Source organism: Anaeromyxobacter sp. SG64, from assembly GCF_022690745.1.
Taxonomy (GTDB): domain Bacteria; phylum Myxococcota; class Myxococcia; order Myxococcales; family Anaeromyxobacteraceae; genus Anaeromyxobacter; species Anaeromyxobacter soli.
In genome coordinates this window covers 21,944-41,578 of sequence record NZ_JALCZB010000016.1, presented here as the reverse complement: position 1 = coordinate 41,578, position 19,635 = coordinate 21,944, and the positions used below count along the sequence as shown (strand labels likewise).

Genomic DNA, 19,635 nt, shown 5'->3' with positions numbered 1-19,635 from the left:
CCGCTGCGATGGGAGCCGGGGACGGCGAGCCGCCGTCCCCGGCCGTCCTCAGCGCGCCGCCGCGGACAGCGGGCAGGTGCCGGCGGCGAACGTGGCCGTGACCGACCTGGCCACCGACATCGTGACGGTGCACTGGCTCGCGGTGCCGTAGCACGCGCCGCTCCACGAGGTGAACGTGGCGCAGGCGCCCGGCGTCGCCGTCAAGGTGACGGACGAGCCGGTGCTCTCGTCCGCCGCGCAGCCGTCGGCGCTGCCCGACGTGCACGCGATGCCAGGGCCCGTGACGGTGCCCGAGCCGGTCCCCGCCGGCGTGACGGTGAGGCGGAACGTGCTCGGCTGGAACGTGGCCGTCACCGTCTTCGCCGACGACATCGTGACGGTGCAGGTGTCGCCGCTCGAGCTCGTGCAGCCGGTCCAGCTCTTCAGCAGGGCGCCTGCCGCGGGCGAGGCCGTGAGCGTCACCGCGCTGCCGTTCGCGACGGTCGTCACGCAGCCAGCCGGATCGCTGCACACGAGCCCCGCCCCGCTGATCGTGCCGGTCGCGCCGTAGCTCGAGGCCGGCTTGACCGTGAGCGCGTACGTGCTCGGCTGGAACGTCGCCGTGACCGTCTTCGCGGCGGTCATCGTGAGCGTGCAGACGTTCCCGGACGCGGAGGTGCAGCCGGTCCAGCTCTTCACGATCGAGCTGGCGTCCGGGGTGGCGGTCAGGGTCACGGTGGCGCCGTTCGCCACGACGGCGGTGCAACCTCCGGTGACCCCGGTGGTGCAGTCGATGCCCGGTCCGGTCACCGTCCCGGCCCCACCCTGGCCCGTCGCGTTCACGGTGAGCGCATACGTGCTCGGCTGGAAGTTCGCCGTGACCGTCTTCGCCGACGTCATGGTGACCGTGCACGTGGCGCCGGTCGCGGAGGTGCAGCCGGTCCAGCTCGCGAAGACCGACGCCGCCCCCGGCGTCGCGGTCAGCGTGAGGGTGGCCCCGTTCGCCTCGACGTAAACGCAGCCGGTCGTGGAGCCGCAGTCGATCCCGTCTCCCTGGACGCTGCCGCTGGCGTTCACGCCGGCGGTCTTCACGGTGAGCGCGTACGTGCTCGGCTGGAACGTCGCCGTGACCGTCTTCGCCGACGCCATGGTGACCGTGCAGGTCGCGCCGCTCGTCGTCGTGCACCCGGTCCAGCTCTTGAACAGCGACGTCGCGTCCGGGACTGCCGTCAGCGTGAGCGTGGCCCCGTTCGCCTCGACGTAGGTGCACCCGGTCGTGGAGCTGCAGTCGATGCCGTCGCCCTGGACGGCGCCGCCGGCGCCCGTCCCGGCGGTCTTCACCGTGAGGGCGTACGTGCTCGGCTGGAACGTCGCCGTGACCGTCTTGGCTCCGGTCATCGACACCGTGCACGTCGCGCCGCTCACGGAGGTGCAGCCGCTCCAGCTCTTCAGGATCGAGCTCGCGTCGGGGGCGGCGGTCAGGGTCACGGTCGTGCCGTTCGCGACGGCGGTGGTGCAGCCTCCGGTGACCCCGGTGGTGCAGGCGATGCCCGGCCCGGTCACCGTCCCGGCCCCACCCTGGGCCGTCGCGTTCACCGTGAGCGTATACGTGCTCGGCTGGAAGCTCGCCGTGACCGTCTTCGCCCCGGTCATCGAGACCGTGCAGACGTTGCCGGACGACGAGGTGCAGCCGGTCCAGCTCGCGAAGACCGACGCCGCTCCCGGCGTCGCGGTCAGCGTGATCGTGGCCCCGTTCGCCTCGACGTAGGTGCAGCCGGTCGTGGAGCTGCAGTCGATGCCGTCGCCCTGGACCGTGCCGCTGGCGTTCACGCCCGCGGTCTTGACGGTGAGCGCGTACGTGCTCGGCTGGAACGTCGCCGTGACCGTCTTCACCGACGCCATGGTGACCGTGCAGGTCGCGCCGTTCGTCGTCGTGCACCCGGTCCAGCTCTTGAACAGCGACGTCGCGTCAGGGACCGCTGTCAGCGTGATCGTGGCCCCGTTCGGCTCGACGTAGGTGCACCCCGTCGTGGAGCTGCAGTCGATGCCGTCACCCTGGACGGCCCCGCCGGAGGCCGTCCCGGCGGTCTTCACGGTGAGCGCATACGTGCTCGGCTGGAACGTCGCCGTCGCGGTGCGCGCGCCGGTCATCGAGACCGTGCAGACGTTCCCGGACACCGAGGTGCAGCCGCTCCAGGTCGAGAAGACCGAGGTCGCGTCCGGCGTCGCCGTGAGGGTCACGGTCGTCGCAGGCGTCGTGTTGGGCACCGAGGTCGTGCAACCGTCCGTCGAGCCGGTGGTGCAGGCGATGCCCTCGCCCGTCACCGTCCCGCGCCCGGTTCCGGCCGTCTTCGCCGTGAGGAGCCAGGTCGCCGGCTGGAACGTCGCCGTCGCGGTCCTCGCGCCGGTCATCGAGACCGTGCAGACGTTCCCGGACACGGAGGTGCAGCCGGTCCAGCTCGAGAAGAGCGAGGTCGCGTCCGGCGTGGCCGTGAGCGTCACGGTCGTCGCCGGCGAGGTGAGGGGCTCCGAGGCCGTGCACCCGTCCGTCGAGCCGGTGGTGCAGGCGATGCCCTCGCCCGTCACCGTCCCGCGCCCCAGCCCGGACGTCCTCACCGTGAGGAGCGCGACCGAGTGGAACGTCGCGGTCACCGTCTTCGCCCCCGTCATCGAGACCGTGCAGACGTTCCCGGAGACCGACGTGCACCCGGTGAAGCCCGCGAAGACCGACGGCGCGGTCGGCGTCGCGGTGAGCGTCACGGTCGCCGGCGGCGACGTGTTGGGGACCGTGGCCGTGCACCCCGCCGCCCCAGGGGTCAGGCAGGAGATCCCGTCGCCCGTCACGGTGCCCTGTCCCGAGCCCGAGAGCTCGACGGTGAGCGGATAGCTCGCGAGCGAGAAGCTCGCGGCCACCGTCCGCGCGGCGTCCATGCTGACGGTGCAGGTCGGAGCCGTGCCGGCGCAGGCGCCGCTCCAGCCGGAGAAGATCGAGCCGGACGCCGGCTGGGCGGTGAGCGTGACGGACGTGCCGGCCGCGAAGTCGGCCGAGCACGTGACGCCGCAGGAGATCCCGGCCGGAGTCGAGGTGACCGTCCCCACGCCGTCGCCGGTGAGGGAGACGTCGAGCAGGAACCCCGTCCCGATGTCGATCACCTTGCCGACGAAGTCGATGCCGGTCCCGGCGCACCACCCCGTGGGAGCGCAGTTGCTCGAATCGTCCCACGTGACGAGGAACTTGCCGCGCGCGAGCGGCACGACGTACGGATAGGACTGGTCCCCCGGCTTGCCCTCGATCCACAGGCCGTTCGGCGGCGCGAGCGGCGCGCCCGTCGGCCCGAGGCGCTGCACGAACACGTCCTGGTGGCCCGGCCGATCGTCGCTCCACGCGTACACCGCGCCGTCCGCGCCGTCCGACGCGACGGACGGCGAGAGCTGATTGCCCGCCGCCGTCGTGACCGGCACGCCGTCCGTGCCCCACAGCCGGTTCCCGTCTCGGTCGAACCGCTGCGTGTACACGTCCCAGCTGGCGTTACGGCTGTCGTGCCACACCACGAACGCGCCGCCACGGCCGTCCGGCGCCATCGTGAGCCGGGAGGGAGAATAGCCGGGCACGAAGGTGCTCGGAGTGGCGGTCAGGCCCGACGTGAGCGGAACGCCGCCGGGCGTCCAGAGGCTCTGGCCGAGGTGGTCCACCCGCACCGCGTAGAGGTCGCTCCGCGAGAGGAAGTTGGGGCCGGGCTTGAAGGGGAAGTTCCGGAAGTCGTGCCAGGCGATGATCGCGCCGCCCTGGCCATCCGGGAGGATGCTGGGCCCGAGGGCGATCTCCGGCACGCCCGGGGTCATCGACGTCTCCGGCGTGAGGAGCAGGCCGTTCTGAGCCCAGAGCGCCTGGCCGAGCGAGGTCAGGCGCTGGGCGTAGACGGTCTGGTATCCCGTGCGCGCATCGACCCAGGTCAGGATCGCGCCGCCGTAGTTGTCCGTCGCGATCGCGACTTCGGACTGGGAGCTGGCCGCCTGCACCACCGGAACGCCGTCGGTCTGCCACGCGATCGTTCCGCTCGCGTCGATCTTCTGCGCGTAGATGTCCGCATTGCCGTTGCGATAGTCCGTCCAGGCGACGATCGCCGTCCCGCTGCCCTTGGAGAGCAGGGTCGGCCGCTCCTGTCCTCCGGAGGCTTGACACACCCAGACCCCGTAGGTCCCCCAGAGCTTCTGCCCGGTGGCGCTCACTCGCTGGGCCCGGATGTGCTTGTCGTAGACGTTGCCCGTGTTGGCGCCCTCGACCCAGGCGACGATCGCGCCTCCTGCTCCGTCGGAGACGATCGCGGGGCGGATCTCCGCTCCCGGCGAGGCGGAGGTCAACGCCATCCCGTCCGTGCTCCAGAGCGGATTCCCGGAGGCGTCCACCCGCTGCATGAACAGATCGGGGTTCCCGTACCGCGTGTCGGTCCAGACGTAGAACGCCCCTCCGGCGCCGTCAGGGACGCCAGGGGGCTGCGTGCTGAGGTGGTGGAAGGGATCCCACTGCTGGGTGGAGTACGCCTTCGAAAGGGCGGTGCTGCAGTTGCTGATCGTGATGCCGGAGGCCAGGCGCGCGATCACCGGCAGCGCCGTGGAGCCACCCGGGTCCTCGGGAGAGTGGATCGTCAGGACGCCGGTCGCGTCCTCGAGGCGACTCAACGAGACGGACGTGAACGAAGGCGTCGTCGCCGTGGAGGCCTGCACGGTGAGCCAGGCGGGAGCGTCCGCCGACCAGCTCAGCGTACCGCCGCCGAGGTTGTAGACGTCCACCGGCAGCGTCCACTGCTGGCCCGCGCACGCCGTCGCCGGGACGTCGAACTCCAGCGGCTCCGCGAGCACCTTCAGGAGGGGCGGGTCCGCCGGCGGATCGAACGCCCTGGCGACCGCGGCGGCGGCGTCGAGCCTGCCCCACCCGTAGTATGGGTCGTACCCCGCGGTGTCGAGCGCCGGGTCCCCGACCGCGTCGCGCGCCGTGTGACGGATGATCGACTCGACCTGCGCCACCGTCAGCTGCGGGTTGGCGGACAGCACCAGCGCGGCGACGGCGGAGACGTGAGGCGTCGCCATCGACGTGCCGGCCTGCCGGAGGTAGCTGCCGCCGACGACGAGGTTCGCATCGCCGGTGCCCGCGGCGCGCAGCGAGAGGATGTTGCGGGCCGCGGCGTAGGGGGAGGCGGCGTCGGGGCCGCCGCCGGGAGCGGCGACGTCGACGAGGTAGCCCCAGTTCGAGAAGGACGCCTTCGAGTCGTCGGCGCCGGACGCCGCGACCGTGATCACGTCCTGTAGCTTCGCGGGGAAGGCATCCTTGACGTCGGCGTCGTCGTTGCCGGCGGCGAACGTGATCACGCAGCCGAGGCTCCGCGCCAGCGCGACGGCGTCGGCGATGGCGGCGTCGGTGCAGCCGGTGCCGTAGCAGCCCCAGCTGTTGCTGATCACGTCCGCGCCGTTCATCGCGGCGTACGTGACGGCGGCCGCGAGGGTCGAGAACGGCCCGTAGCCGGAGTCGTCGAGCCCCTTCACCGGCATGATCCGGGCCTGGTACGCGACCCCGATCACCCCGGCGCCGTTGTTCCCGGCTGCGGCGATCGTCCCCGAGACGTGGGTTCCGTGGCCCATCCGGTCCATCGGGTCGGCGTCGCCGTAGGCGAAGTCCCATCCGCGGACGTCATCCACGTAGCCGTTCCCGTCGTCGTCCACGCCCGGAACGCCGCCGAGCTCGGCCGGGTTGGCCCACACGTTCGCGGCGATGTCGGGGTGGTTGTAGTCGAGCCCCGTGTCCACGACCGCGACCACGGAGCCGGCGCCCGTCGCGACGTCCCAGGCGGCCGGTGCGCCGATCTTGGCGAGGGCCCAGAGATCGCCGTAGGCCTGTCCCCACGAGCCGGAGGACTGGAGATACGGATCGTCCGGGAGGGCCTGCGTCTTCGCGAGGCGATCCGGGACGGCGTACTCGACGTTCGGGTTGGCCGCGTAATCGAGCGCCATCTTCGCGACGTCGGTGTCCGCGGGGACCTCGAACACGTAGGTGCGGACCAGGTCCGGGAGCTCGGCGCGTCCTGCGCGCGAAGCCCTCGCGGCGAACCGGGCCCTGGACGCGTTCACCGTCTCGAGGAGCTTCCTCCGCCGATCCGCGATCGCGCCCTTGCCAGGGGCGGAGATCGCGCGCGCGAAGAGGGACGAGAACACCGGCCTCACCGCGCTCACGCGGTACTCGGCGTCGAGCCGGTCCAGGTCGGCGCCGCCGGAGCGCGCGTTCGCCGCGAACCTCAGGCCGAACCGGTGGATGACGTCGGCGGGCTCGCCGAGCGTGTCCCGGAACTTGACGATGAGGCGTCCCGGAGCCGACGTCGGGGGCTCCTCGGCGCCACGGTCGCTCCGCCCGGCGGCAGCCGCCTCCTGAGCGCGCTCTGCGCCCTGCACCGTGATCGAGAAGCGGCCGGCGGTCGCGGTCGACGATTCGTCCTTGCCCGGGACGCCCGAGCCGCAGCTCAGGCAGACGACGACGCAACACACCGCGATCGTCGCGGCGAGCAGTTGGCGCATGGAGGACCTCTGTGTGGGGACGGCGGTGCCGATCAGGCTACGAGACTACTTGTGAAGCAATCCTGGAGGGGATGAGGCACGCTGCCGCATTGTGCGGAGAAAAAGCTTGTCGGCGATCAGGCGAAGCTCGCACAGCGCGGCGCGGCGTCGAGGCTCGTGACCGGGGACAAGCGCAGCCCGCAGCCAGATGAGGCTGCGGCGGAGCGAGCCGGGTCCCGTGGCTTCCGAGACCGGTTCAGCTTGACGCGCTGTGGCGCTCTGAGGGCGGCGGTCCCGCCTCGTCAGGTCTGCGGGTGCGGCGCGAGCGGCACCTCATCCGGCGGCCCCGCGGAGCGCTCTCGCCGCGCTTCGCGGAGCGCGCCCCCGGCTCGGCGCGCGAGGTTCGTGAACTGGCGGGTCTGCATGATGAAGTGGGCGGGCTCCCAGAAGACGAAGCCGAGCGCGGTGTCGCGGAGCCGCGGCCGGCCGGCGGAATGGACGGTCACGACGAGCCGCGTCCGCCCGCCGGGCAGCTCGTCGAGCTGGAACGCCCAGAGCGAATCGACGAAGTCCTTCGCGGAGCGTGGCCGCGGATCCGCCGAGTCGTGCTGGCGACCGCCGGAGGTGAGGACGCGCAGCGCGAGGAAGCGCCCGGGATCCACCGCCGCCACGTCGAACCAGTACCTGCCGTCCGGAGTGGCGGGCAGACGGTCTCCGACGGAGAGCGACTGCCACTCCGGATGGATCTGGCTCGCGCTCGGCCGGCCGAAGTGATCGAGACGGTCCCAGCTGTACCACCCCGCTCGGCCGAACCCCATCTGCACGAGCCATGGCCACACGGCGGAGGGCGCGGCGTCCAGGGTGACGGCCATGGTCGAGCCGCGCTTGCCGTCCGGAAGGAGGTCGTCGCCCGGGGATCGCCTCTGGACCTCCTCTCGCGTCGCGCCCCACCGGAGCATGCGCGGGCGAACGAGCAGCGCGTACGCACCCGCGCAGAGACCGACGCCCGCGCCCAGCTTGAGCAGCGTCTTCATGGCATGAGCGTGCGCACCCGGGCCGCGGTTCGGCACTGGGGGCACCGCGAGGGAACGGTCGACGTCTCCGTCCGCCTCCGGGTCGCGTTCCCGCCGCCCCCTGCCCCCAAGGCGTAGGCAGGAGGCGCGTCTCGTGAAATGAAGGAACGCATGACGTCCGACCACCACACGCGACTCGAGGAGGAGATCTTCCGGGCCCTGAACCTCGACGGCGGGCGCGTGCTCGACGCGCTCGCGGTGGCGCTCTCCAGCCGGTGGTTCGGAGCCGTCGTCGGGGCGGCGATCGTCGTCGCGATCCTCGTCGCCAGCGGGACGAGGCGGCGCGCGCTGCTGGTCGCCTTCGCGACGGCCCTCGCGACGAGCGACTTCCTCGGGGCGCGGGTCCTCCGGCCGCTGTTCGCCAGGATGCGTCCGTGCTTCGCGCTGGGTGAAGCGGTGCGGTGGCTCGCGCCGGCGAGCGACGTCGGGTCGCTGCCGAGCCTCCACGCGGCGAACTTCTTCGCCATGGGCGTCGTCGCGTGGGCGGCGGACCGGCGCGCCGGGGTCGCGGCGCTGGCGATCGCCGCGGCGGTCGCGCTGAGCCGCGTGTACGTGGGGGTGCACTGGCCGACGGACGTGCTCGCCGGCGCAGCGTGGGGCACACTGTGCGCGTTCGCGGGGCTCGCCGTCGCGAGGGCCGCCGTCGGCCGGGCGTCGGCCGCTCGTGATGGGCGGCCCGAGGAGAGGGGCTGAGGCATGGAGAACGCGCTCGAGGTCGAGGGGCTCTCGGTGCGGCTCGGCGGGACCGAGGTGCTGCGCGAGCTCAGCTTCAGCGTCCGCAGCGGCAGCGCCCTCGCCGTGATCGGGCCGAACGGCGCTGGGAAGACGGTCCTCTTCCGGGCGCTCATCGGGGCGCTGCCGCACGGCGGCGTGGTCCGCTGGGCGCCCGGGACGCGCATCGGGTACGTGCCGCAGAAGCTCGACATCGAGCGCGACCTCCCCGTCACCGGGCGCGACTTCCTCCGCGCCAAGGCCCACGTGTCGGGTGCCCCCGGCGCCGACCTCGCGCGGGCCCTCGAGCTCGTGAACCTGCCGCCGAGCGCCGCGGACCTGGCCATCGGGGCGTTCTCCGGTGGCCAGTTCCAGCGCCTGCTCCTCGCGTCCGCGCTCCTGGGCGAGCCCACGGTCCTCCTCTTCGACGAGCCCACGGCGGGCGTGGACGAGCCCGGCGAGGAGCGGCTGTACGAGATGATCCACCGGGTCCAGGAGACCGAGCGGCTCACGCTGCTCCTCATCTCGCACGAGCTGAGCGTGGTCTACCGGTACGCCACGAACGTGCTGTGCCTCTCGCGCGAGGCGCCGTGCTTCGGGGCCCCGGAGGAGATCCTGACGCCCGAGCGGATCGAGCAGGTGTACGGCACGCCGCTCAAGTACCATCACCACTGATGCAGTGGACCGGGCTCACGCTCTCGATCGGGATGGCGGTGGCCGCCGGCCTCGTCGGCTGCTTCGCGCTGATGCGCCGGATGGCGCTCGCGTCGGACGCGATGTCCCACGTCGCGCTGCCCGGCATCGGGCTCGCCCTGGTGTTCCACTTCCATCCGGTGCTGGGCGGGCTCGCGGCCCTGTTCGCCGGCACGCTCCTGGTCTGGGGGCTGGAGCGACAGACCCGCAGCTCGACCGAGACGGTCATCGGCGTGGTCTTCTCGCTCGCGCTCGCGCTCGGGAGCATGCTCGCCACCGGAGACGAGCTGGTTGACGCGCTCCTCGGCGCGCCGGGGACCCTCGGCGGGTGGGAGCTGGCGCTCGGGCTCGCAGGCGCCGCCGCGGTGGTCGCGTTCGTCCTCACGCAGCGGAACCGGCTCGTCATCACGCTGGTCTCGGCCGACATCGCGCGGACCTCCGGGATCCGCGTCGCGCGCCTCGAGCTCCTCTTCCTCCTCGCGTTCGCGCTCACCGTGGCCCTCGGGCTTCGCTACCTCGGCGTCCTGCTCATGGGCTCGCTCGTCATCATCCCCGCCGCGACGGCGAAGCACCTCGCGCGCACCCTCGACCAGATGTTCGCGATCTCGGTCGGCGTCGCGGTCACCTCCACGCTCGCCGGCGAGCTCTTGGCCTCGCGCCTCCACCGGGCGACCGGCCCCGTGATCATCTCGATCGCGGCCGGGATGTTCCTCGTCGCCCTCGTCGTCCGCCGCGGTCGCTGAGGCGGCGCGCTCCGCTCGCGCGGGGAGGGCCGCGCGGGAGCGGCTTGCCGTGCGGGCGGGGTAGGGCGCGCGGGCGCTCGCCCGCCTCTCCGCAGTCGCGGGGAGCCGCCGGGCGGCGGCACGGCGCGGCTTGGGTCGGCCGCGCCGAACGGGTACAGTCCGCGCTCCATGCAACGCCGACGCGATCTCGCAGTCGTCTCCGCGATCTTCCTCGTCTCCGGTGCGGCCGGGCTCGTCTACCAGGTCGTCTGGTCGCGCATGCTGAACGACGTCTTCGGCGTCAGCATCCATGCGATCACGGCCGTCCTCGCCACGTACCTCGGCGGCCTCGCGCTCGGGGGATGGGCGCTCGGCCCGGTCGCGGATCGGAGTCGCGACCCGCTCCGCGTCTACGGGTGGCTCGAGCTCGGGATCGCCGCCACGGCGATCGCCGGCACCGTGGCGATCCGCCTGCTCCACCCCGTGCACACGTGGGCCGCCGCCCAGCTCCCGCCGGGCTCGCCGGCCCTGCTCCTGTTCCGGATCGTGCTCGCGTCCGTGGTGGTGCTCCCGCCCACGCTGCTCATGGGGGCGACCCTGCCCGCGATCACCCGCGCGCTCGTGCAGCGCATCGGGAACCTCGGGCGCGGGCTGAGCCTCCTGTACGGGCTCAACACCGCCGGCGCGGTGCTGGGCAGCGTCGCCGCGGGCTTCGTGCTCATCCGCGCGCTGGGCGTCCACGGGACGCTGTGGATCGCGGTGGCGGTGAACTGCGCCGTGGGCGTCGCGGCGCTCGGCGTCGCCGCCCTTCGTCGCAGGGCGCCGGGCGCCGAGCCCTCCCGCACGTCCGAGCCGCGGTCCGCGCCGGGGGTCTCCGACGCGGCGCCCGGCAGCACCGACCGGCGGCTGCTCGTCGTCATGATGCTCTCGGGCGTCGCCTCGCTGTGCCTCGAGGTGCTCTGGACGCGGATGCTCGCCGTCCTCGTCGGCACCTCGACGTACGCCTTCGTGACGATGCTCTCGACGTTCCTCGTCGGCATCTCGCTCGGCAGCCTCGTCGCGCGGGCGTTCGTCGATCGCCTGCGCCAGCCGCGCCGCACGCTCGGCTGGATCCAGGTCGCCATCGCGGCGTCTACGCTCGCCACGATCCCCCTGACCCGCTGGGTGCTCGAGTACGGGAAGCGCTGGTTCGAGGCCGCCGAGCCGGGCTGGACCACCGCCCTGTGGGGCAGGTTCGCCCTCAGCTTCCTCATCATGATCGTGCCGACGACGCTCATCGGCTCGACGCTGCCCATCGCGGCGGTGATCTGGGCGCGCTCGGTGGACACGCTGGGCCGGCGCCTCGGCCAGCTCTACGGCGCGAACACCCTGGGGAACGTCGCCGGAGCGGCGCTCGGCGGGTTCGTGGTGCTGCCGCTGCTCGGGATGCAGAAGGGCATCGCGCTCGTCGCCACGTTCAACCTCTTCGGCGCGGGCTGGGGGCTCTCCGAGGAGCTGAAGCGGAGCCCCTGGCGAGCGAGGCTGCTCCGGGCGGCGCCCGTCGCGGTGTGCCTGTGCAGCAGCGTCGTCCTCCTGTGGGCGTGGCGGCCCCAGCCGCTGCCCGCCAGCGGCGGCGAGGCCCTGGATCCGGTGCTCTTCTATCAGGAGGGGCCGGTCTCGACGGTGAAGGTGTTCCGGCGCGCGCGGGACGGGCGGCAGCTCGTCATGGCCGTGGACGGGGTCACGATCGGCCAGAGCAGCGCTGGCGTGGACATGAAGCAGCAGGTCCTCGCCCATTTGCCCTTCATGCTCTCGCGGAGGACCCCGGAGCACGTGCTGTCGATCGGGCTCGGGACGGGGATCCTGGTCGGCGAGGTCGCGCGCCATCCGGGCGTCGCGAGCGTCGAGTGCGTCGAGCTCTCCCCCTCGGTCATCGAGGCGGCGCGCGAGTTCGCGCCCTGGAACGGCGGCGCCCTGGAGCACCCCGCCATCCGCGTCGTGAACGACGACGGGGTCAACTACCTCGAGCGCAGCCGCGCCCGCTACGACGCCATCATCTCGGACGGCAAGTCGCGCTCGGGGCACGCTGGGAACGGGCTCTTCTACTCGAGCGACTACTACCGGAGCGCGCTCGACCACCTCGCCGCGGACGGGACGATGATCCAGTGGGTGCCGCTCGACGTCGAGCCGGAGGACCTGCAGATCATCGTCCGCACCTTCACGGGCGTGTTCCCCCACGCGTACATGTGGCTGGGCCATCACTCGAGCTTCCTCGTCGGCTCGAAGCAGGCGCTGACCCTCGACATGGCCCACGTCCAGCGCGTCCTCGACGCGCCGGAGACCGACGACCTCCGCCGCTACGGCTGGCGCCGCGCCACCGACGTGGCGAGCCTGCTCGTCGCGGACACGGCGGCGCTGCGCGCCTGGGTGTCCGGCGGGAGCACCACGAACTCTCGCGAGCGCCCGATCCTCGAGTTCTACCCGCCCGGAGCGCTCGCCGGCGCGGACGCCGAGCGGGTCACCGGGAACCTCGCCGAGATCTCGCAGCTTCGCCGGAGAGGCCTCCGGGACGTCGCGCTGGTCGGCGGGGACGCCGCGGCGCTCGAGGCGAGCTCGCGGGCGGTCGGCGATCTCCTCGACGGGCTCGTCGGCGACGCGCGCGGGACGACCGGCGCGCAGGGGTTGCTCTGGCGGGCGCTCACCGACGCGCCGGACTTCGGCGTGGTCCACCAGATCGTCGGAGAGGCGATCTTCGCGCACGCGCTGGGGCTCGACCTGCGGGGGGACTACGAGAACGCCATCGCCCTCTACCGGGCCGCGCTCCAGGCGTCCCCGCTGCTCGTCGAGGCGAGCGTCGATCTCGGCCGCGTCCTCGCGCTGCGCGGGCGCACGGCGGACGCGACCGCGGCGCTGCGCGAGGCGCTCGCCGAGGACCCCGCCCTCGCACCCGCCCACAGGATGCTCGCCGACATCCTGCAGGCGGAGGGGCTGACGGGCGAGGCGGCGGAGCACTACGAGGACGCGCTCCAGGTGTCGCCCCTGGACGCGACGCTGCGCGATCGCTTCGCGGTCTCGCTGGCGATGCTGGGCCGCACCGGGGACGCCGTGGCGCAGCTCCGCCGCGCCGTGGAGCTCGCCCCGGACCTCGCCGCGCCGAAGCAGCACCTCGCCCTCCTGCTGGCGACCGACGCGAGCCTGCGCGATCCGCCCGAGGCGGTGCGCCTCGCGCGCGCGGCGGTGGAGGAGACGGGTGACCGCGATCCGGGCTCGCTCGAGACGCTCGCGGTCGCCTACGCGGCGACCGGCGACTTCGACGGCGCGATCGAGCAGGAGCAGAGGGCGGTCGCGATCCTGGAGGCCTCGGGCAATCCGGCGAACGCGAACGCCGCGCGCGCCGCGCTCGAGGGGTACCGCCGGCGGGTCCCGCTGGCCGGCATGACGCGCGGGGCCGCTCCCTAGCGCGCCGCCGTCGCCGCGCGGCGATGACGCCGAGCTGCGTCCCGCAGGCCCGGAAGGACCCACCATGCGCGAACCCGACGAAAAGCGAGATCAGCGAGCGGAGGAGGCCGAGCGGCGAAGGGCCTTCACCGTCCTGGGGCTCCTCCAGGTGGGCGGGCTGGGGCTCCTCGCGGTGATCGCGGTCGGGCTCGTCCCGCGGGTCCTCGCGTCGTCGTTCCCGTCGCTCGGCGCGCCGTGGATCACCGCCGCGGCGGCGATCGTGGCAGCGTTCGGGGCGGTCGCGCTCTCCCTCCTCCGGCTGCGGCGCGTCTGGCGGGATTCGGACCGGGACTCCGGCGGCGACTCCCGGTGATCGGCGCCTCTTTCGGCCACGGCTGAGGGCTGGCGGGGCTCCGCCTGCGCGGCGGCTGGCTGCAGGCGCGAGCGAGCGAGGCCTCGAGCACGCGCGACGCGGACCGAGCGCTCTCCGGGAAGTCGGGTGGCCGAACCCCGTGCGAGGTCGCGCCCGACGGGGCGCGCGCGCCGCGGGCGAGCGTCCGCTGCAGGACCTTTTCGCGTCGCGAGCCTCGTCAGCGTTCGCTGACGCCCACCCCTGGCGAAGACCCTGACGACAGGGCCGTTTAGCACGCTGCGCTGAAGGCGCGAGCCGGCGAGCCCACGCTCCCACGTGCGCAGCGCCCGGGCCTCCCGGCGCGCCTTCCCGGCGAGGGTCGGATGAAACGGTCAACCCTTGCGTCGTCCGGGCGACGTTCCAGTTTGCAGAGCGGATGCGGTGCGGCGGGGGGCCGCCCGGATCCTCACGCATGCTCCATCTCCGCTTCGCTCACAGGAACGGATCGCTCGTCGTCACGCCGCTCGCGCCGCGGCTCGACGCCGAGTGCGCGCTGGAGCTGCGCGCGCGGGTCGCCGACCAGGTGCGAGGGCGGCGGCGCGTCGTGGTTTCGCTCGAGCACGTGGCGGCCATGGACGGCTCGGCGATCGCGGCGCTCATCTCGCTCCTCAAGGCGATGGACGCCGGCGCCGAGCTGCGCCTCGTCCACGCCTCGCCGTCCGTCCGCGCGCTGCTCGAGCGGACGCGGCTCGACGAGCTCTTCCCGCAGTTCGACGATCTGGCCGCCGCCGTCGGGGAGTGATCGCCTTGGACGCCTCGTACGTTCCGCGGATCGAGCCCGAGACCGCCGCGCCCGGCGTGCGGGCGCGCGGCGACGCGGTGCGGAACTTCGCCTTCCAGGTGCTGGCGGTCCTCGCCACGGTGCTGGGGGGCTGGTATCTCGCCTGGCGCTGGACCGCGTCGCTCAACCCGGACGCGCTCGGGTTCGCCGTCGTCATCGCGGCGGCGGAGACCCTCGCGTACCTCGGGGCGGTCCTCTTCTTCCTGTCGATCTGGCGCGCCGAGGATCCCCCCGCGCAGCCGGCGCCGCGCACGGTGAACGAGCTCCGCGACGAGCCGCTCCCTCACGACCGGCCCATCAAGGTCGACGTGATGCTCACGACCTACGACGAGCCGGTCGGGCTCGTGCGCCTGTCCGTGCGCGACGCGAAGCAGCTCACCTACCCGTTCCCGCTCACGGTGCGCGTGTACGTGCTCGACGACGGGCGCCGGCCCGAGATGCGCCGGATGGCCGGGGAGGAGGGGGTCGGCTACCTCAGCCGCGCGACGAACGAGGGGTACAAGGCGGGCAACCTCCGCAACGGGCTGGAGCACAGCGACGGCGACCTCGTCGTCATCTGCGACGCGGACACGCGGCCCCTCCCCGCCCTGCTCGAGGAGACGCTCGGGTACTTCCGGGATCCGAGCGTGGCCTGGGTGCAGACGCCGCAGTCCTTCTACGACCTCGACCCGGGCGTGCGCCTCCCGGACTGGCTCGCGCGCCGCGCGCGGCTCGGGCGCGCCGGCCGCGCCGTCGGTCGCGCGATCGAGGCGGCGTTCGGGCCGATCGCCGTCGGCGCGGACCGGCTCGGGTCGGATCCGCGCGCCTTCTACCACGTGGTCCAGCGCTGCCGGAACTGGTGCAACGCGGCCTTCTGCTGCGGCGCGGGCAGCGTGCACCGCCGCGAGGCGGTGATGGAGGGCGCCCTGACGGAGTTCGGCGCCGCGGTCGAGGCGGCCGTTCGCCCGATCACGGAGCGGGTGCCGGACCGCGCCCGCCGCGCGACGCTCGCCACCGCGCTCGCGTCGCAGGCGGCGCGCCGCATCGAGCTCACGCCGTACGAGTTCCACGTCTCCGAGGACATCTACACGAGCATCAGGCTCCACGCGGCGCCGCGACCCTGGCGCTCCGTTTACCACCCGCGGGTCCTCACCCGCATGCTCTCGCCGCAGGACCTGCTCGCCTGGAGCATCCAGCGCTTCAAGTACGCGAGCGGGACGCTCGACATCGCGCTCCACGACAACCCGCTGCGCCTGCGCCGCCTCACCGCCTGGCAGAAGGTGATGTACGGCGCGACGATGTACGCGTACCTCGCGCCGCTGTGGGTCCTCCCGCTCATGCTCGCGCCGCTCGCGTTCTTCTTCGCGGGGGTGACGCCCGTGCGGGCGTACGACGGCGAGTTCGCCGTCCGCATCGTGCCGTTCCTCCTCACGAGCCGGCTCGCCGTGATGGTCGGGACCTGGGGCGTGCCGACCTGGCGCGGCGAGCAGTACCACCTCGCCTCGTTCTGGCTGAACCTCCGCGCGCTCGTCCACGTCGTCGCCCGGCGCCCGCTGCGGTTCCCCGTCACGCCCAAGATCGCGTCGGCGCGGCGCCCGCTCGGGCTCGTCGTGCCGCACCTCGTGCTCCTCGGCGCGATTGCGGCCGGGCTCGTCTACCGGGGCGTGCTCCTCACGCGACCGCTGGCCGCGCCCGGCGAGGCGACCGCGTACGCCGCGAACCTGTTCTGGAGCCTGCACAACGCCGCCTGCCTCGCGCCGTTCGTCATGGCGGCGCTCGTGCCGAGGCGGCAGAAGGAGGTCGTCGCTTGAGCTTCTGGGGTGGACTCCTCACCGCGCGCTCACACCTCGCGTTCCTCGTCGGGCTCGCCGCCGCGATCTTCACGGTGCACTACGCCGGGAAGCTCGCGCGCGCCGAGTCCGGGCCGGCCCCGGGGCTCGCCGCGCTGGCCTCGGACGAGGCGCTCGCGCTCCGCCGGCCCGCGCCGCTCGACGCGGACGAGCGGCGGATGGCGCGCGCGGCCTGGAGCTACTTCGAGCGCAACACCGACGCGGCGACCGGCCTCGCCGGCTCGGTCGAGGGCTACCCGTCCACCACCATGTGGGACACCGGCTCGCAGCTCATGGCGATCCTCGCCGCGGAGGACCTCGGCGTCATCTCGACGGACGCGGCGGCGCTCCGTCTGCGCCGGGCGCTGAAGTCGCTCCGCGCGATCCCGCTGTTCGATCGCAAGCTGCCCAACAAGGCGTACGACACGCGCACGCTCGAGATGGTGGGGTACGACAACCGGCCGGCGCCGAACGGGATCGGCTGGTCTGCTCTCGACGTGGCCCGCGTCCTCGTCCCGCTGTGGATCGTGACCTGGCGCCACCCCGAGCTGACGCCGCTCGTGCGCCGCGCGGTCTCGCGCTGGCGGCTCGGGGCGCTCAGCGACGGGGGTGCCCTGGTCGGCGCGCAGCGGCGGGCGGACGGCGCCGTCGAGAGGTACCAGGAAGGCCGCTTCGGCTACGAGCAGTACGCCGCCAAGGCGCTCCTGCCCTGGGGCGTGCCGGTCGCACGCGCGATCGACTACCGCGCCCACCTCGCGTTCTCGGAGGTCCTCGGGCAACGGATCCCGCACGACGATCGCCACCCGCGCCGGTACGGCGGCACGCACGCCGCCGTCCTCTCCGAGCCCTGGATCCTCGACGCCCTCGAGCACGGGTTCGACGCGACGACGCTCCCCATCGCGCGGGCGCTCGTGCGCGTCCAGGAGCGGCGCTTCGCGACGACGGGGAAGCTCACCGCGATCTCCGAGGACGCGCTCGACCGCGCGCCGTGGTTCGCCTACTCGGCGGTGCTGAACGGGGACGAGCGCTGGACCGCCTTCGCGCCCGACGGCACCCCCGTCCCGCAGGACCTCGGGTTCTCCACCAAGGCGGCCGTGGGCTGGGGCGTGCTGTTCGACGGCGAGTACCCGGATCGCCTCGCCGCGGCGGCCCGGGAGCTCGTGGACGCGCGCGGGCTCTACGCCGGGCGCTACGACCAGGACGGCGCGGTGAACCGGGCGCTGTCGCTCAACACCAACGCGCTCGTGCTGGAGGCGCTCGCGTACCGCGCGCGCGGTCCGTGGCTCCGGCCCGAGGAGCCCGAGGCCCCGGAGGCCCCGGAGGCCCGCCGGTGAGCGACCGCGTCCTCGCCGCCGTCCTCGCCGCCGCGCTCGCGATCGCGCCACGCGGCGCCGTCCGCGCGGAAGCTCCCGCGCCGCCCGCGGCGGAAACCGCGGCGGCGGCCGAGCCGGGCGGGGGGGCGCAGCCGCCCACCGCCGTCGCACCGGAGGCCCCCGCCGCGGAGCCGGCGTCGGAGATCCCTCCGCCGTCCGAGCCGGCGGCGCCACCTCCCGCGGAGCCGGCACGCCCCGTCGATCCCGAGCTCGAGGCGGCGCAGATCGCCTGGCGGTACTTCGAGCGGAACTACCACCCGGCGACCGGGCTCGTGAACTCGGTCGAGGGCTACCCGAACACGACGATGTGGGATCTCGGCTCGACGGTGCTCGCGACGCTCGCCGCGCGCGACCTCGGTCTCGTCGAGCGTTCCACCTTCGACGCGCGCATCGACACGCTCCTCTGGACCCTGGCCATGCAGCCGCTCTTCCAGGGTGAGCTGCCGAACAAGACGTACGACGCCGCGACGGGCCGGATGGCGGACTACGCGAACAAGCCGACCGCGACCGGCATCGGCTTCTCCGCGATCGACCTCGCCCGCCTGGCCTCGGCCCTGACGATCCTCGCCGAGCGCGCCCCGGAGCACCGCGCCGGGGTGGCGCGCGTCCTCGCGCGCTGGCGCTACTGCCGGCTCCTCGGCGACGGCGAGCTGCACGGCGCGATCGTCGACGCGGGCGGCAAGGTGCAGGTCGTCCAGGAAGGGCGGCTCGGGTACGAGCAGTACGCCGCGGAGAGCTTCGCCCGGCTCGGCTTCGCGGTGTCCCGCGCGCGCGACTACGACCGCTTCGCAGCGGACACCCCGATCCTGGGCGTCCCCGTCCGCCACGACACGCGCGACAGGCGGCGGTTCGGGGCCGTGAACGCCCTCGTGACCGATCCGTGGGTGCTCGGCGCGTTCGAGCTCGGGCGCGGGGGCGAGCGGGGCGAGCTCCTGCGGCGGATCTTCGAGGTGCAGCGACGGCGCTGGGAGCAGACCGGCGTGCCGACGGCCGCGAGCGAGGACCACGTCGACGAGGCGCCGTGGTTCGTGTACGGCGCGATCTGGGCGGACGGCGGCCCCTGGCAGGCGCTCACGCCCGACGGCGGGGACGCCGGGCGGTTCCGCGCGCTCTCCACCAAGGCGGCGTTCGCGCTGGCGGCGCTCTTCCCGGAGGACCCGTACTCCCGCGTGCTCCGCCAGGCCGTCGCGCAGGCGCGCGACCCCGCCCGCGGCTGGTACGCGGGGATCTACGAGCGCGGCGGGATGAACAGGTCGCTCAACGCGAACACGAACGGCGTCGTCCTCGAGGCGATCCTGTTCGCGCGCGCCGGCCCGCTGCACGGTCCGTGGCCTGCCGGGCCGAGGGGGCCGCAGGCCCGCGCGGCCCGGCGCGGCGGGGTCATGGTCCCGGCCGCGTTCCCGGGCGTCGCGGGGGCGTGCTACCCGGGGACGCCCGAGGCCGCTCGCGCCGAGGCGCTGCCGGTCTCGCCGGTGGCGCAGGGCTCGACCGCGCCGCACCGGGCCCGGCTGTACACGCACCCGCTCACGCTCTCCCTGTTCACCGACTACCGCGGCGTCGATCGCGCCGGCGCCGGTGCGGTCGCGACGCTCTGGCCCTGGCGCGCCTCGTTCCTGCGCTTCGGCGCCGAGGGCACGCCGTTCTCGCCCGGCGGCAACGCGCGGATGCTGTGGGGGATCGGCTGGGACGACTGGCGGGGCCGGACGTTCTTCCTGCACCTCGACAACTGGGGGCCGGTCCGGCCCGGGGACGGGCTCGCCATGCACGGGGCCGAGCTCAACCTCGGCTACCGCGGCCCGAACCTCTGCGGCGGCGCGTTCTGCCTCTCGCCGCTCCTGGGCGGAACGGTCCCCTTCGGCGGCGGTCCCTACGTGAGCGCGCGCGCGACGCTCACGGTGGCGGGGAAGTGGTTCGCCATGGGCGGCATCGGGTGGACGGTGCCGCGCGTGTTCGAGGGGCCCACGGGCACCCCGCGCTGGCGCGTCGTGTACGGGTTCGGCCGGTGGGACTGGAGGCCGGGCACCTTCTACGTCACCTACTACGACTGGGGACCGACGAGCTGGTCCCACAACGGCGTGCTCGCGGTGGGCGTGAACCTCGCGTTCTAGCGCGCGCTGGGAGGA

Annotated in this window: 11 protein-coding genes; 9 read left to right on the top strand and 2 right to left on the bottom strand. The window is 73.7% G+C overall.

Going from position 1 to position 19,635, the window contains the following annotated elements; all coding sequences use genetic code 11:
• Nucleotides 1-48: 48 nt before the first annotated feature.
• Nucleotides 49-6,543 carry a S8 family serine peptidase gene (locus tag MNZ29_RS07330; RefSeq protein ID WP_242336183.1) on the bottom strand — a complete coding sequence of 2,165 codons (6,495 nt, stop codon included), beginning with the start codon at nucleotides 6,541-6,543 and terminating at the stop codon, nucleotides 49-51.
• Nucleotides 6,544-6,824: 281 nt separating this feature from the next.
• Nucleotides 6,825-7,556 (bottom strand): hypothetical protein, encoded by a 732-nt coding sequence (locus MNZ29_RS07325; RefSeq protein WP_242336180.1) that lies wholly within the window; start codon nucleotides 7,554-7,556, stop codon nucleotides 6,825-6,827.
• A 150-nt stretch (nucleotides 7,557-7,706) separates the two neighbouring features.
• On the opposite strand from MNZ29_RS07325, the gene MNZ29_RS07320 reads away from it, so the two are divergent.
• The 9 genes from MNZ29_RS07320 (at nucleotide 7,707) to MNZ29_RS07280 (ending at nucleotide 19,620) form a co-directional block, all read left to right on the top strand.
• A complete protein-coding gene (locus MNZ29_RS07320; protein WP_242336177.1) occupies nucleotides 7,707-8,288 on the top strand; it encodes a phosphatase PAP2 family protein in 582 nt (193 codons plus the stop codon).
• A gap of 3 nt (nucleotides 8,289-8,291) precedes the next feature.
• A complete protein-coding gene (locus tag MNZ29_RS07315) occupies nucleotides 8,292-8,981 on the top strand; it encodes a metal ABC transporter ATP-binding protein (protein WP_242336174.1) in 690 nt (229 codons plus the stop codon).
• On the top strand, nucleotides 8,981-9,742 hold the full coding sequence (locus MNZ29_RS07310; protein WP_242336171.1) for a metal ABC transporter permease: 762 nt from the start codon (nucleotides 8,981-8,983) through the stop codon (nucleotides 9,740-9,742). The genes MNZ29_RS07315 and MNZ29_RS07310 overlap by 1 nt, the downstream gene beginning before the upstream one ends.
• A 168-nt stretch (nucleotides 9,743-9,910) precedes the next feature.
• On the top strand, nucleotides 9,911-13,159 hold the full coding sequence (locus MNZ29_RS07305; RefSeq protein ID WP_242354380.1) for a fused MFS/spermidine synthase: 3,249 nt from the start codon (nucleotides 9,911-9,913) through the stop codon (nucleotides 13,157-13,159).
• 64 nt (nucleotides 13,160-13,223) lie between these two features.
• Nucleotides 13,224-13,511, top strand: coding sequence for a hypothetical protein (locus MNZ29_RS07300; RefSeq protein WP_242354369.1), 288 nt, complete (start codon nucleotides 13,224-13,226; stop codon nucleotides 13,509-13,511).
• Nucleotides 13,512-13,962: 451 nt separating this feature from the next.
• Entirely contained in the window at nucleotides 13,963-14,292 is a 330-nt protein-coding gene (locus tag MNZ29_RS07295; protein ID WP_242336162.1) for an STAS domain-containing protein, read from the top strand.
• Nucleotides 14,293-14,297: 5 nt separating this feature from the next.
• Nucleotides 14,298-16,121: a glycosyltransferase gene (locus MNZ29_RS07290; protein WP_242336159.1), complete on the top strand. Its 1,824-nt coding sequence runs from the start codon at nucleotides 14,298-14,300 to the stop codon at nucleotides 16,119-16,121.
• Entirely contained in the window at nucleotides 16,118-17,473 is a 1,356-nt protein-coding gene (locus MNZ29_RS07285) for a DUF3131 domain-containing protein (RefSeq protein WP_242354360.1), read from the top strand. The genes MNZ29_RS07290 and MNZ29_RS07285 overlap by 4 nt, the downstream gene beginning before the upstream one ends.
• Nucleotides 17,470-19,620, top strand: a complete 2,151-nt coding sequence (locus MNZ29_RS07280; RefSeq protein ID WP_242354347.1) for a DUF3131 domain-containing protein — start codon at nucleotides 17,470-17,472, stop codon at nucleotides 19,618-19,620. The genes MNZ29_RS07285 and MNZ29_RS07280 overlap by 4 nt, the downstream gene beginning before the upstream one ends.
• The last annotated feature ends 15 nt before the right edge of the window (nucleotides 19,621-19,635 follow it).